Origin of the sequence: Paenibacillus vini (assembly GCF_018403325.1) — a bacterium.
Taxonomy (GTDB): Bacteria; Bacillota; Bacilli; order Paenibacillales; family Paenibacillaceae; genus Fontibacillus; species Fontibacillus vini.
The window spans coordinates 270,265-284,988 of the sequence record NZ_BOSL01000005.1 but is presented as its reverse complement, the minus strand read 5'-3'; the positions used below and the strand labels follow the sequence as shown (position 1 = coordinate 284,988).

General features: G+C 49.5%; 7 protein-coding genes and 1 CRISPR repeat array (1 of these 8 only partly in view). Of the genes, 4 read left to right on the top strand and 3 right to left on the bottom strand.

The window, feature by feature from the left end:
* Positions 1-1,855: a CRISPR direct-repeat array (repeat unit 32 nt; unit sequence ATTTCAATCCACGCATCCGCGAGGGATGCGAC); it reaches 1,155 nt to the left of the window's first position.
* A 578-nt stretch (positions 1,856-2,433) separates the two neighbouring features.
* Positions 2,434-3,678, bottom strand: coding sequence for a GGDEF domain-containing protein (locus KJS57_RS10340; RefSeq protein ID WP_213654712.1), 1,245 nt, complete (start codon positions 3,676-3,678; stop codon positions 2,434-2,436).
* 279 nt (positions 3,679-3,957) lie between these two features.
* Here KJS57_RS10340 and KJS57_RS10335 point away from each other — a divergent pair, with 279 nt between their 5' ends.
* Together KJS57_RS10335 and KJS57_RS10330 are read left to right on the top strand one after the other, a co-directional pair.
* Complete coding sequence (locus KJS57_RS10335) at positions 3,958-5,733, top strand: ABC transporter ATP-binding protein (protein ID WP_213654711.1); 1,776 nt, start codon at positions 3,958-3,960, stop codon at positions 5,731-5,733.
* Positions 5,720-7,495, top strand: a complete 1,776-nt coding sequence (locus KJS57_RS10330; protein ID WP_213654710.1) for an ABC transporter ATP-binding protein — start codon at positions 5,720-5,722, stop codon at positions 7,493-7,495. Before KJS57_RS10335 ends, KJS57_RS10330 begins: the two co-directional genes overlap by 14 nt.
* A 105-nt stretch (positions 7,496-7,600) precedes the next feature.
* Here the strand turns inward: KJS57_RS10330 and KJS57_RS10325 are convergent, their stop codons facing one another.
* On the bottom strand, positions 7,601-8,173 hold the full coding sequence (locus KJS57_RS10325; RefSeq protein ID WP_213654709.1) for a YdhK family protein: 573 nt from the start codon (positions 8,171-8,173) through the stop codon (positions 7,601-7,603).
* A 223-nt stretch (positions 8,174-8,396) separates the two neighbouring features.
* Here KJS57_RS10325 and guaD point away from each other — a divergent pair, with 223 nt between their 5' ends.
* Positions 8,397-9,761 carry a guanine deaminase gene (gene guaD, locus KJS57_RS10320; protein WP_213654708.1) on the top strand — a complete coding sequence of 455 codons (1,365 nt, stop codon included), beginning with the start codon at positions 8,397-8,399 and terminating at the stop codon, positions 9,759-9,761.
* 40 nt (positions 9,762-9,801) lie between these two features.
* Entirely contained in the window at positions 9,802-11,172 is a 1,371-nt protein-coding gene (locus tag KJS57_RS10315; RefSeq protein ID WP_244861477.1) for a uracil-xanthine permease family protein, read from the top strand.
* 140 nt (positions 11,173-11,312) lie between these two features.
* On the opposite strand, the gene KJS57_RS10310 is transcribed toward KJS57_RS10315, so the two are convergent.
* A complete protein-coding gene (locus tag KJS57_RS10310; protein WP_213654706.1) occupies positions 11,313-14,612 on the bottom strand; it encodes an endonuclease in 3,300 nt (1,099 codons plus the stop codon).
* Positions 14,613-14,724 lie beyond the last annotated feature (112 nt).

Sequence of the window (14,724 nt, the reverse complement as noted above, 5' to 3'; positions counted from 1 at the left end):
GACGGAGGTTCTGGAATGCGTCCACCAATTACGAATTTATTTCAATCCACGCATCCGCGAGGGATGCGACGGAGGCCGTATAAGGCATTTATCTTAGAGGGGAATTTCAATCCACGCATCCGCGAGGGATGCGACGGCGACAAGTGTCACGGAGAGGCAACAGTAAAGGTATTTCAATCCACGCATCCGCGAGGGATGCGACTCAGCGCCGGAAGAACTGCGTTGTATATCGGCAAATTTCAATCCACGCATCCGCGAGGGATGCGACATTCAAAGAAAACAACCATGACGGACACGTTTATATTTCAATCCACGCATCCGCGAGGGATGCGACTCCGCGCTATATTCAGTCAGCACTGCTAGATCAGATTTCAATCCACGCATCCGCGAGGGATGCGACTAACAAGAGCAACGGTTATCCGTTACTCCTTGGTTATTTCAATCCACGCATCCGCGAGGGATGCGACGCCTAGTGGGATCGGCTGCTGCATGGCCTTACTTATTTCAATCCACGCATCCGCGAGGGATGCGACCAATTTCTTCCGTAATTTTCTGAATCACAGGCAGATTTCAATCCACGCATCCGCGAGGGATGCGACGGCCATTCCGGGAACAATGCCAGCAGCACCTGAACCATTTCAATCCACGCATCCGCGAGGGATGCGACTGTGCTACGTTTACCAGTTCGTTAATTGTTTTCATAATTTCAATCCACGCATCCGCGAGGGATGCGACGGGTTTCTTCTTGCGGGTCTTCTTGCCAGGATCATTTCAATCCACGCATCCGCGAGGGATGCGACCGCTGGCGGTCGCAGCTCATGAGTCAGGATGGGGAATTTCAATCCACGCATCCGCGAGGGATGCGACTTCGGATGCGAACCCCTTCATTCTCAAACTGGAATTTCAATCCACGCATCCGCGAGGGATGCGACGCGTAAACTTCCAAAATTTGACGGCAACGACGTTATTTCAATCCACGCATCCGCGAGGGATGCGACCTAAAGGCTGTCACTAGTCTGACTGTGATCCCTATATTTCAATCCACGCATCCGCGAGGGATGCGACCTAAAGATAGTGAAGGAACACCAATACTCACAGATTTCAATCCACGCATCCGCGAGGGATGCGACTATACCTAATCTTAGTGGCTTATTACTATTAACAATTTCAATCCACGCATCCGCGAGGGATGCGACCAGGTAACGGCCAATATAAAAGACCACGAATGATATTTCAATCCACGCATCCGCGAGGGATGCGACGTCTCCACGTTGTCATATCCCGAATCGCTTTATTATTTCAATCCACGCATCCGCGAGGGATGCGACGTATAAACGTACAATAAAAGTTCAACAATATGATATTTCAATCCACGCATCCGCGAGGGATGCGACGCTTCTTCCGCTGCTTTTGCTGCTTCTGCTACTTATTTCAATCCACGCATCCGCGAGGGATGCGACTCCGGTGTAAACGGGTATTTCCCCCTTAAAACTACATTTCAATCCACGCATCCGCGAGGGATGCGACTTACATTTGAGTAGGGAGGTCTGACAAGTGGCAATTTCAATCCACGCATCCGCGAGGGATGCGACAAAACCTATCTGCTTGAAGAAGATGACTTGCTAATTTCAATCCACGCATCCGCGAGGGATGCGACGGCGTCTCTCAGTTGCTCGGCACCGGCCACCTTATTTCAATCCACGCATCCGCGAGGGATGCGACTTTCCGGCTGGAGCAGTATTACAACAACGATCCCATTTCAATCCACGCATCCGCGAGGGATGCGACATTTAGTTCTAATTCGTCAACAAAATGATGTTGAAATTTCAATCCACGCATCCGCGAGGGATGCGACTCCGATTTCCGAGAAAAAGATGTGAAATACCGCCTCTTTAACTCAAAAATCATCTTCACATAAGCCTTTGCCTTTAAAATAGCGGCTCGTTTCTAGAAAAGTTGCCAATAAAAGGATAATGCGTGGTGCGAATCTCCCAGTAATTTTATGTGCGCTATACATTCGCACCATAAAATTCACGTATACATATTCACTCTTATTTTCGACATTAGAATCTGCTATCCCTTTGCTCGAATCAAATGTTTCTATTATGATGAACTAATGTTTATATAGATGAGTTAGCCGTGTAATCAATCTTGCAAAATATATCTACCCGCGGAAAAATAGCGGACTTTTGAGACCCTAATCCCGCAGTTTCCCCCCTTCTACCGTTTATAAGGTCTTTTTGGGGCTCTATTTATATTATTTTCACGCATAATCCGCTTTTAGGCTCCTAATCCGGAAAATAAGGCCCTCAAAGTCCTCTATTTCTCTTCAAAAGTTGAAATTTACAAAAATAGAGCCCAAAAAGTCCCTTATTGCTCATCCGATTATTATAAAGGGGAGTGCTCTGCTACGCATTCTTAGCCGACTCAATTCTACTTACTAACGCAGTTCCTACCTTTTTTCTTGGCCCGGTATAGTGCCGTGTCCGCCGATTTCATGACCGCATCCGGTGTTTTATGTTTGTCGCTTCTTTGGGAAACGCCGATACTGATCGTTATGTATATTTGTTTTTGACCCGCGGATCGGGAGCCGCGTTTTTTGCGTTTCGAGGAGGATTTCCCCTTCCGGCTGCCGGGTCTTCGCAGCGTAAAGGCTCTTTTGGACACCTTTTCTCTTAATTGCTCGAGATGCGGAACGACCTCCGTGATGCTTTTTCCCGGGAAAAGAATAGTGAATTCCTCTCCCCCATACCGATAGGCCTTCCCGCCGCCAGTCACGTCTTTAATAATAGAAGCTACTAATTTCAAAACCTCGTCCCCGGTATCATGTCCATAAGTATCGTTAAACTTCTTAAAGTGGTCGATGTCGAGCATCGCCATGGCGTAATTCATTCCCAGCTTCATCATATCCTGCTTAAGCGCCCGCCTGGAAGGCAAACCGGTCAGCTCATCCGAAAAAGCCATAGAGTAGGAATCCTGGATGATGGATGTGATTAGGACGATGCCCGAAGCCGCGAAAAAGACCGGATACATCATGGAATGGGCATCATTGTGGTGAACGGCGATAAATACGGCGCACAGCACCCCTATGAAGGAAATATCCTGAGAGGTTTTATATCGAATCTGCCTCAAAATAAGAATGATCCCTGCGGCCAGAAATAAGAGCAGTGCAGCTTGCGATATAGGAGTTAAGGTATGCAGGTTGACCGGCAAAAAGTTTTGATTGATCATCGCGAGCCATTTTTGCTGCTCCGGGCGGATCAACCAGGCGGCCAATAATGCTTGGAGAAGGATGATTCCGATACGCAGCCCGCCCCATAAGCTCAAGATGCCCCGTTCTTTAAAGAAGGAAAACACGGCAATATTAAAGGGAATCACCATACCAATCACGATATAAACGTCCCTGGTTTGAACAGGGGGCCATCCCCCTTGTATTCCCGGCAAATAGGTAACGGCAGCCAAGCAGATCGCTAGAATGATAAGTATAAAAAACTCCCGGCTCCGGTTGAACTTCCAAGAGACGAGAGCCCCGATCAATAAGATAGGATAGGGTGCCAGCTTCACGATATCCAGTTGCGGTTGCGACAGAGTGGCTGTTTTTATGTAGAAAAGATAAGCCAGTACTATTAGAAAAAATGGAAGTATAAGCTTCAAAAAGGTTCTAATTAGGGTCTTCAATTATGTACTTCCCTCCAAGGGTGGGATTTTACTTTTTAGCCAGGGTCTATTTTATTATCGGCTGAGGACAGGCATCCGTTTATAACTGAATTTTCGCTTGGAATTTTCGATATTTCACACAAATTCTTTCAATATATATACCAAAAATATAATCATTTCCGGATGTTGAAAAAGACGTTGATCTTACCTGCTCAAGTGGTATAATCACGGTAGTTTGTTGATTGGGTCATAAAGTCTTTTTCAACAAGAATGAAAGAACAATCAGAAACAGGTGATCAGATGTTCGAACTAAAATGGCTGTGGAAGAACCTGGAGGGAGACCGTACGCGGTACATCCTGGCACTTTGCCTCTCGGTAGTGGGCTCCTCGCTCATGATCGTGAATCCTTACATCGGCCAGCGCATTGTCGATACGTTTATAGCGAATGACAACGCGTTGCAGAATTTAACGGAAGAGCGAGGGCTGCTCATTATGCTCTGCCTGGGCATGATCGGCTTTTCCTTGCTGCGTACGGGCCTTGCCTACCTGACGACGATGCAGTACGAATGGTCCTCGCAGAATATGCTCTATCGGGTACGCGTTTTTCTGTACAACAAGATTCAAGAGCAAGACATGAACTATTACGATCATAACCGTACCGGCGATCTTATGACCAAGATGACAGGCGATCTGGACATGGTGCGGCACTCCATGGCGTGGATTATCAAGACGATCATCGAATCGCTCACGATTTTCCTTGCCGCCGTGATTTACTTCTTTACGATTGACGTCGAGTTGACGCTATGGCTGTTGATTTTGTCTCCGCCGATTTTTGTGGTAGCTTACATCTTTGCGAAACGCGTACGCCCTATGTACGTGGATCTGCGTGAACGGCTGTCCCAGCTCAACACCACAACCCAGGAGAACATCTCGGGCAACCGTGTCGTCAAAGCTTTTGCACGCGAAGAATACGAGGTGGAGAAGTTCTCGGACAAGAACGTCAACTACTCCAAAGCGAACAAGACCGCCGCGCTCGTATGGCTCGATTACTTTCCTTATCTGGAGACCTTCGCGCAGGCGTTTAACGTGATTCTGCTTCTGGCAGGCGGTTTGTTCGTCATGAACGGCCGGATCACCTTCGGTGAATTCGCCGCTTTCTCCTCGCTCATCTGGGCCATTTCCAACCCGATGCGCAATATCGGTATCATCATCAATGATATCCAACGTTTTTTTGCCAGCTTGACCAAAATTATCGAAGTCTATTACGCTCGTCCCGGCATCGTCAACGAGCACAATATGGTTGACAAACGCCGCTACAGCGGAGGCATCGAGTTTGACCATGTCAGCTTTAAATATGGCAGCGTAGAGGTTCTGCATGATGTAAGCTTCAAAATTAATCCGGGTGAAACCGTTGCCATCATGGGCTCGACCGGATCAGGGAAGACGACGCTCGTCAATCTGATTCCGCGCTTCTATGATGTGTCGCAGGGACGTGTTCTGGTCGACGGCACCGATGTACGCAAGCTGGAGCTTGACGAGCTTCGGGGTAACATCGGCGTGGCGACTCAGGATGTCCTCCTGTTCTCCGACACGATCGACGGGAATATCGCTTATGGCGATCCCGACCTTCCGGAGAAGGACACCATCGAATACGCCCAGCTTGCGGCAGCGCATGATTTCATTACCAAGATGCCGGAAGGCTATGACACCATCGTAGGGGAACGGGGCGTCGGCCTGTCCGGCGGACAGAAGCAGCGTATCGCGCTCGCCCGCGCCATGGCGGTTCAGCGTCCGATCCTCATTCTGGACGACACGACCTCGGCCGTCGATTTGGAAACCGAGGAGCATATCCAAAAAAGTTTACGTGAACTCGAATACCCCTGCACCAAGATCATTATCGCCCAACGCGTCTCGACCACCGCGGAAGCCGACCGGATTCTCATTCTGGACGAAGGCCGTTTGATCGAGGAAGGCACCCATGCCGAGTTGTTGGCGAAACGGGGTTATTACTACGAAGTGTTTATGCTGCAGAACGAGGGCATTGGAAGGCAGGTGACAGAGCATGGCAAGGAATAAATTCGACATCGACGAAAACCTGGAATCGCCCTTTGATATCAAGCATTTCCGGCGTGCGTTAGTCTACATCAAGAAGCAGAAGACACCGATGATTATCGCCTTCATTCTTAGCGCCATTTCAGCGGCGGTTTCGCTGTCGGCTCCGCTGATCATGCAGCATGTCATCGACGTCACGATCCCTGCGAAAGCCGTCGGCCCGCTGGTCGGCTGGTCGGCGCTCATGCTGGTCACTATTGTGGTCAGCGTCTATCTGGCCACGATCCGCTCACGGATGATGACGAGCGTCGGGCAGGACATTATCTTTGACATCCGGAGTGATCTGTTCAAGCACTTGCAGCAGCTGCCGTTCAAATATTATGATGATCGCCCTCAGGGCAAAATTTTGATCCGGGTCGTCAACTATGTCAACTCGGTATCGGATGTGTTATCCAACGGTATTATCAACTTTATTCTTGAAATCGTGAACTTGATCTTTATCGCGGCCTTTATGTTTGCCGTGGATGTCCGGCTGTCGTTCGTCATCCTGGCGGGTCTTCCTGTCTTCCTCGGCGTCATGCTGTTGATCAAGACCCGGCAACGGCGGGCATGGCAGGCGGTATCCAACAAGAGCTCCAATGTGAACGCCTACTTGCAGGAGAGCATCAGCGGTATCCGCGTGACGCAAATCTTCTCCCGCGAACAGCGCAACGAGGGAATCTTCACGCGCCTTGCAGGCAGCTTCCGCACGGAGTGGATGCGCGCTCTGCGGTATAATGCGCTGATCCCGTTCACCGTTGATAATCTGGCGACGATCGTCACCGCGTTAATTTATCTTATCGGACTGCTGGCGCTGAATCCTCAGGATATCACCTTCGGGATCATCCTGGCCATGGGTACCTATGCTTTCCGGTTCTGGCAGCCGATTCTGAACCTGTCGCAGCTGTACAATAACTTCATCAATGCGGTCGCCTATCTGGAACGGATTTTCGAGACGCTGGACGAACCGGTCACCGTGAGCGATGTGCCGAACGCGAAGAAGTTGCCATCGATTCAAGGGAGAGTAACGTTTGACGACGTCACCTTCGCCTACGATCCCGGCAACAATATTCTTGAGAACCTTTCCTTCGATATCAAACCCGGGGAAAGCATTGCCTTGGTAGGACCGACAGGCGCAGGCAAAACGACGGTAGTCAACCTGATCTCTCGCTTCTATAATATTACCGGCGGCAAGATCTTGATTGACGGTCACGATATTTCGCAGGTCACACTCAATTCCCTGCGCAGCCAAATGGGCATCATGCTGCAGGACAGCTTCATTTTCTCAGGCACCATTCTCGATAATATTCGTTACGGGAAATTGGATGCCACCGAAGAAGAGATCATCGCGGCGGCGAAGACGGTATGCGCCGACGAATTCATCCGCGAGTTTGAGCATGGTTACCAAACGGAAGTCAACGAGCGCGGCTCGAAGCTGTCTCAGGGACAGCGGCAGCTGATCTCGTTCGCGCGTACGCTTCTTGCCGACCCGCGCATTCTTATTCTGGATGAGGCCACCTCTTCGATTGACGCGAAGACCGAGCGGCTGCTTCAGCAGGGCTTGAACGAACTGCTTAAAGGCCGGACCTCCTTCATCATCGCGCACCGGTTGTCCACGGTTAAGAACTGCGACCGTATCATGTACGTGTCCGACAAAGGCATCGCGGAATCCGGCTCGCACGATGAACTGATTGCCCGTCGCGGCCTATACTACCGGCTTTACACGGCACAGAAGATGGAAGCTTAAGCTATCAACAATCCCCGAACCTAAAGATTGATTTAAAAACAAGCTGCATTTTAAAATCAAAAAGCCCGTTCCTTGGACATGTGTCGCAAGGAACGGGCGCCTTTTTTACTCGACCGGAGATAGTTCTTTTTCCGTTACCCACTTATGATTTATGACTTGTTCACCGCTGACTGTATCGGTGTAATCCACCATATATACCGTTGTTTGTTCAACGGAATCAACAACAGCGTCAGCGCCTTCCATGCCTTTCATATGTTTAGCCATTAACACAACCTTATCTCCAGGTTTGAAGGGCTGATCGCCGGCATTTTCAATTTCTTCATGGATGACCCATTTGTGATTTTTTACTGTGGCACCACCGGTAGTCGGGGTATATGAAACCATATAGACATTTGTATCATATGCGCCTGTGATAGTCGCCTTGGCCCCCTTCATTCCTTCCATATGATCCGCTTCAATCACCGCCTCACTCCCCATCGGATAAGCCGGATTCTTTGCAGCCTCCAAATCCGTCGGAACTTCACCTGAACCTGAATGATCCATTTGATCATGCGAGCTGGAACCCTCATTCATATTTGCTGCATTGTCCTTAGTGACAGCTGCATTATTGTCAGAACAAGCCGATACAACAAGCGCCATGGCTACAGATAGTATACCTATCAGGAAATTCTTATTCATTTTCCCATCTCCTCAATGCTGTTAGATATTAAATGATGCACAACCATTATTATACCCCGCCTGGGTATATTTAAAACAAAATCATTCTCCCCAACAACTACTACACCCTTTCAAACTTCATTTTGAGCACCTTTGATTATTCGCCTTTTTCTATAGACTTCTCGTTTTTGACCGATTATAATAACAAATACATCTAGAAAATACGAACATTAAGGCGGTAGTTATGAGAAAATATATGCAAATATTCCAAGGGACTGCCTTTTCTAGCAAATCGCCCAAGGAAATTCAAGTATTGAAGGACCATCTTTTTTGTATCAACACGGAAGGCATGATCGAAAGAATCATTGCACCGCAAGATCCCGACTTTCAACCCCTGCTGGATGCGTATCAAGGGACCGATACCTTTCATCGCTTAGCTGAAGGTCAGTATTTATTGCCGGGTTTCATCGATCTGCATGTTCACGCGCCGCAATGGGCTCAATCCGGAACAGCCTTGGACATTCCGCTCTATGATTGGCTGAACACTTACACCTTCCCGCTCGAATCCAAATTCTCGGATCTGGAATTTGCCAAGAAGGTCTATGAGGATGTGGTTAGCACCCTGCTCGCAAACGGGACAACGACTGCACTTTATTTTGCAACAGTGCATAAAGAAGCCAGTATTCTGTTAGCTGAAATATGCGCGAGTAAAGGCCAGCGCGGATTGGTTGGCAAAGTTGTCATGGATGATCCCGCACAGAATCCAGAATACTACCGCGACGCGGATACCTCTTCGGCACTGGCGGATACGGAAGAATTCATTCTGGCTGTACAAGCTTTGGCCAAATCGGCTAAACAAGGCGTGTACCCGGTAGTAACTCCAAGATTCATACCAAGCTGTACAGACGAAGGTTTAAGAGGATTAGGAGAGCTGGCAGCCAAATACGATACCTATGTTCAATCGCATTGCAGCGAGAGTGACTGGGCTCACGGGTATGTCCAAGAGCGGTTCCAGAAGAATGATGCCTTTGCTCTGCATGATTTCGGTCTGCTTCGTGACAAATCGGTCATGGCCCATTGTAATTTTCTCGATGATGAGGATGTACAATTATTTGCTGAGACCGGAACAGCGATTGCCCATTGTCCGGTATCCAACGCGTATTTTGCCAATAGTGTCATCCCGGTTGCTCATTTCCATGCCGAGGGGGTTGAGATTGGATTGGGGTCTGATATCTCCGGAGGATTCTCCCCCAGTCTGTTCGATAATATAAGGCAAGCTGTCATTTCTTCGAGAATGCTGGAAGACGGAGTCAATCCTTCCTTGCCTGCCAAGGAACGCGGCGTGCCGGGATCACGGATTACCATTCATGAAGCGTTCTATCTTGCTACGGCTGGCGGCGGTGAAAGTTTAAGCCTGCCTATCGGCCGTATTGAGGAGAACTATGCATGGGATGTCCAAATTATCGATACGAAAATACCGACCGCCAAATTGCCTATTTTTGACGAGAACGAAGATTTACATGATGTCTTTCAGAAAATGATGTATCTTGTTCGCCCTGAGAATATCCTTGAAGTCTGGGTACAGGGCGAAAGAATCCATTCACGCTAAGAGCACAAAAAAATAATGAAATATGAGGGGCGCATCTGAATTGAAGCCACAACTAGACAATCAAGATCAAACACAAGCGAAGTCACAGCATTTAACGGTCTTACCCGATGAGAAAATTTCATTCAGCAAGTCAGTTATCCTGGGTTTGCAGCATGTATTAGCCATGGACGTCTACGTCGTACCTTTTCTGATTGCCATGTTAATCGGTTTACAAGCCGACCAGTCGAGTGCTTTAATTCAATCTACGTTTATTGCTGCCGGTCTGGCAACGATTGTACAGACTTATTTCTGTATGAAGCTGCCTATGGCCCAAGGTCCTTCCTATGTTCCGCTCGGTGCCATCATCACGATTTATGCCGCAAGCGGGGGCGGAGAAGCAGGCTGGAGTTCCGTGTTGGGTGCCAGCATCATTGGTGCTGTTCTAGTTATTATTCTGGGTTATACCGGCATCTTCAATAAAATCGTCAAATCGTTTATCCCTCCGATCGTAGGGGGAACGATTATATTTGTTGTAGGTCTTTCCCTTTTGCCGGTGGCCATTCAAGATAACATTTATGGTGCCGCTGACGCTACAATCCGTCAAAATGTATTATTAGCCCTGATTTCAGGGGCCGTGCTCCTTATATTCGTTATCTTGGGTTCTCTGTTCCGCACCAAGGGTTCATTATTCCGCATCACTTCCGTAATGATCGCATTAATTGTCGGCTGCATTTCCGCGGACTTCATGGGTATCTTGGATTTCTCGGCGGTCGGGAACGCCAATTGGTTTAGCATGCCGCAGATTCCGTTTGCTGATTTTGGCTTTTCCTTCAATATTTCTGCGATCATCACCATGGTTATCATCTATATCGTGCTGCTGGCTGAAACTACAGGGACTTGGTTTGCGATCAGTAACGTCATTGAAAAGCCGCTAACGGACAAGAACATTAATCGAGGGGTGATCGGAGAAGGCATCAGCTGCCTGATTTCTTCCTTACTCGGTTCCACTCCGGTTACAGGCTATTCCACGAATGCAGGTATTATATCCATCACCGGTGTTGCCAGCCGCCGGGTCTTTCTCGCGGTAGGAGGTTGGTTCGTCCTCTTCGGCTGCTCCGGTAAATTAGCTGCTCTGATCTCTGCAATTCCTTCGGCTGTAATCGGCGGGGTATTCGCCATCATCTGCGGCATTATCTCCATTAACGGCTTGCAGGTCATGAGAAACGAGACCATCGGCGAAAAAGAGATGTACACCATCGCGATCCCTATGATTTTAACCTTAGCGTTAGTGCTTATTCCTTCCGATTTCTTGAACTCTTTGCCGACTTTCGTGCAATATATCCTAGGCTCGCCTATTCTGGTTGCATCGATGGCAGCAATACTATTAAACAAATTATTACCCGGCGAGAAGCGCGAAATAAGTCTCTCATAATTTCACATCGATAGACTACGAATATAAATAAAACTGGGGCCGATAAAGTTCGGCCCCAGTTTGCATTCGAGTGTTCTTATGTTTCTTGGACGATCTCAAAATTCCATACTTAGCATTGACCAATAAGATTGGGATCGATGCTAATTCCGGGTCACCTGAACCGTAATCGACTCCCCTCTGGTCACCCCTGATGCGTTTATAATTTCCGCATAATAGACATAAGTACCCGCCGTTTTTCCTTCGATTTTCGTTACGGCTCCTTGGGCATTCGGGGTAGCCTCCAAAAGAGATTGCGTATCGATCTGCTCCCCATTTTCGTAAAGCCGATATTCGAAGCCATTAGTTCCCCACCACATATTCATGGAGATCAGGTAGTTTCCGTCACCATCCCAATTATCATGGGACAAGACCGGTTTACCGGGACCCGCATCCGAGACAACAACGACATGCGGTTGCGACCTCGTGACTCCTTGGGAATTGCTCAGTTCGCCGACATAGGTATACACTCCGTTTGATTTTCCGGCGATATCGACAGTCAGGGATTGAGCCGAAGGACTGGCGTCTGTGAGTGAGATCGTCTGAATCAGGATGTCGTTCTCATACAGCTTAAACTCCGACCCGTTATTTCCCCACCACATATTCATGGAGATCGTATAATTTCCGTCCCGGAGTCCGGTATCATGTCCATTGTTGTCCGATAGAACAGGTGTGCCCGGCGCTCCTGCGGCAAGGGACTTCTTCACCTGAAATGCGAACTGATCGCGGGATTGATTACCCGCCGCATCTTCCACCCTATACTGTACAGTGTGTCCGCCCAAGCCAAGGTCCTTCGCGCTGATCGGCTGACCGATTTCAACCTCTTGCCCGTCTATCGACAGTTTCTGTACGGTTATTCCGGAACCGCTATCCAAGCTATGAAGCTCGAACTTTAGCATATCCGATTCCCAAACATCCCCCACGCTTTTTCCTGATTGAGTCAAGGTTACCGTCGGGGCCGTCATGTCCAGCTTCGCTTCGATAGACTTCGCTGTTTCAGCGGCACCGCTGCTGCTTACGGAGTAATAACGAATGACGTTGGTTCCTTCCGTCTCAACAGTGAACAGCCCCGTATACTCCATCTCAGGCCCCTCATTCACTGCGTATTTCGTGGAAACCTTACCTGTCCCCAGAGGATTCGAAGTCGTCAAAGTAACAGTTACGCTCCGGTTAAACCAACCGTTCCCGTTAGGCGTTTCGGATAGCACAGCCGTCGTTACCGGCGGAGCAGTGACCGGGGAAGCCGAAATATCGCCAAGCCCCCGGACCTTCAATTGATAGATCCCCTTAAAAATGGAGGAAACGCCTTGCACATTTACGACCTGCCCTTCCTGATAAGGAAAATCGGCCAATTTGATACCGGTTCTGGCGTCTACGCGAACATGATTACGGGTTCCGTCTTCGCCAATCGCATCGAATTCAAATGAACCCGCCGGGGCCGCCGTCACAATATTCGATATTTTAGCCTGGCGGAGTTCGATCAGCCTGCCTTGATTATCGCCGTTTAAGGACGACGCCGTTTGCGGCTCAGGCGTAGCCGATGTCCCGGTTTTCTCAATGGATACCGGGTTCGTCAATTCAAGCTCCGTATTATACAGGGCCGTTGTTGCGGTAATCTTCACAACATCCCCTTGATGGAAGCCTTCGGTATTTTGATATACATAGATACCGCCCGTGTCATCCTGCATATAAAAGGTCTGTCCGCCGAAAATTCCCGGCTCGGTTGTGACCGTCCCCTGCAAAGTAACCACGCTTCCCTCCGGCTTGTTCCGTCCTTCGGCAATCGTAGTCAGGGCTGGCACGGCATTCCCTTCGTCCGGCAGCGGCTCTGCGGGCACATTTGCCAAAGTCACTGGCTTCGTAAGCAGATTATTGCCGTTTTGCCTCAAACGGAGGTTTGCCGCCCCGCTTGTCCCTGGCTTGATCCGGACCGCCAAATCCTTCGTCGCCCGTCCCTGGCTGTTCGAATTCACGGTGAACGTTTCCCCATATCCATAGTCGGCCGGCCACGTTCCGTCCGCCTTTCTTACCTTCGCCACTTGGGTTCCTCCGGTCAAATAGATGCCGGTGCTGAATCCCGATACGCTCGAATTGGCGGGCAGGTTATCGATAACGACGCGAATCTGAAAATCCTGCGCATTAGGCAGAGTCGCCTGGTGCACAAAATTGTAAGTTGGGCTCGCGCTCGCCGTTTGCCCCCCATAAGAGCCCGGTTTGAACGTAGTCGGATCCCACCACTTATATCCCGCCGCCGGCGTAGACCAAGGCTCGGACTGGGGTTCGGTGGACGCCTCGGGAGCTTCGAAAGGAAGCAGCTTCGTCTCCTCGTCGAGCTGCAAGTTCTCCACTTGATTCAGACTCGTATAATTTTCCTGCTCCGCTAACCAGTTCACCAGATTCACAAGCAGCGTCGCATCGTCTTGTTCTTTGAAGCCGTCATAGGTCGTCTTTTTGGCCCCGGTTTCCTCCCGCAAATATTTAGGAGTAGCGTCCTCCACAGGTGAGGAATCGCCGATGAAGGCCGCCTTGCCGAGTCCCACTTTGGAGACTGCCACATACGGTCCTTCCGCCACGCCTCCGCCTTGATAGACACCCTGATCGACCGCATTGCCCCAAGCCTCGTTAGTCTTTGGAAGATAAACGATGCCTTTGGCTTTGCTCGGGTCCGTAATCGCCAGCGTAGAACCGGCATGCATGGCCACTCCCGCGACCCCTTCCGTAATGCCGAAGGCCTGGTCCGGCGCTACAATGTGATTGGCCGTAATATCGCCCAGAGCATTATAACGGAACCGGACCCCGAAATGATCGGAAAGCCAGTCGGAACTGACGACTCCCTGCATGGCGGCGGAGTTTTTCTCCTCCGTACTCATCCCTTTCACGGGATTCTCCCAAGCTCCCCGGCGATAGCCATTGATGGACTCGGAGCCGTCCCAACGGTTCTTGTTTCGGTCGGCATTGTAGTGATCCCCGATAAAGAAAATGCTCCCGCCTTCTTCGACATATTGCTTCATCGCTACCTGTTCACTTTGCTTAAAAGGAATATTCGGTTCGGCTACCACGAACACCTCGTAACTGCTTAAATCGCTGTAAGTAATCGGAGTGGACTTGCGAAGCTCCTTCACATCAAAGCCATCCCCGGCCAGAGCTTGTCCGAAATCGGAAAACCCGCCGTCAATAACCCAATCGGCTGCCCCTGCCGTCTGCCCGTGCGTATTGTCGAAGAGCACTTTTTTGCCTGCATTCTCATTGATTACCTTTGCGGCAATGTGCGGTGCCGGATCACTCGGTCCTTCCGCAAATACGGACGACGATTCCATGCCAAATCCCAATTGAAGCGACAACGCCAAAGACAGCGCAATTCCCGACCGCAGCCATTTGGCCCCGGTTCCAGCGATTCTCTTCATGATTTCCCTCCCATAGGCTAAAGAGTAGTACAACACCCTTATTCTGGCACGGGAGTATTATTGGAGGACCCTGTTTATGTAAACATTTGTAAACCAAAACGGCGACTTGCCC

Bases quoted from the DNA above. Each gene is read 5' to 3' on its own strand.
- KJS57_RS10310 (WP_213654706.1), bottom strand. From the start codon at position 14,612: ATGAAGAGAATCGCTGGAACCGGGGCCAAATGGCTGCGGTCGGGAATT.
- KJS57_RS10325 (WP_213654709.1), bottom strand. From the start codon at position 8,173: ATGAATAAGAATTTCCTGATAGGTATACTATCTGTAGCCATGGCGCTT.
- KJS57_RS10330 (WP_213654710.1), top strand. From the start codon at position 5,720: ATGGCAAGGAATAAATTCGACATCGACGAAAACCTGGAATCGCCCTTT.
- KJS57_RS10335 (WP_213654711.1), top strand. From the start codon at position 3,958: ATGTTCGAACTAAAATGGCTGTGGAAGAACCTGGAGGGAGACCGTACG.
- guaD (WP_213654708.1), top strand. From the start codon at position 8,397: ATGAGAAAATATATGCAAATATTCCAAGGGACTGCCTTTTCTAGCAAA.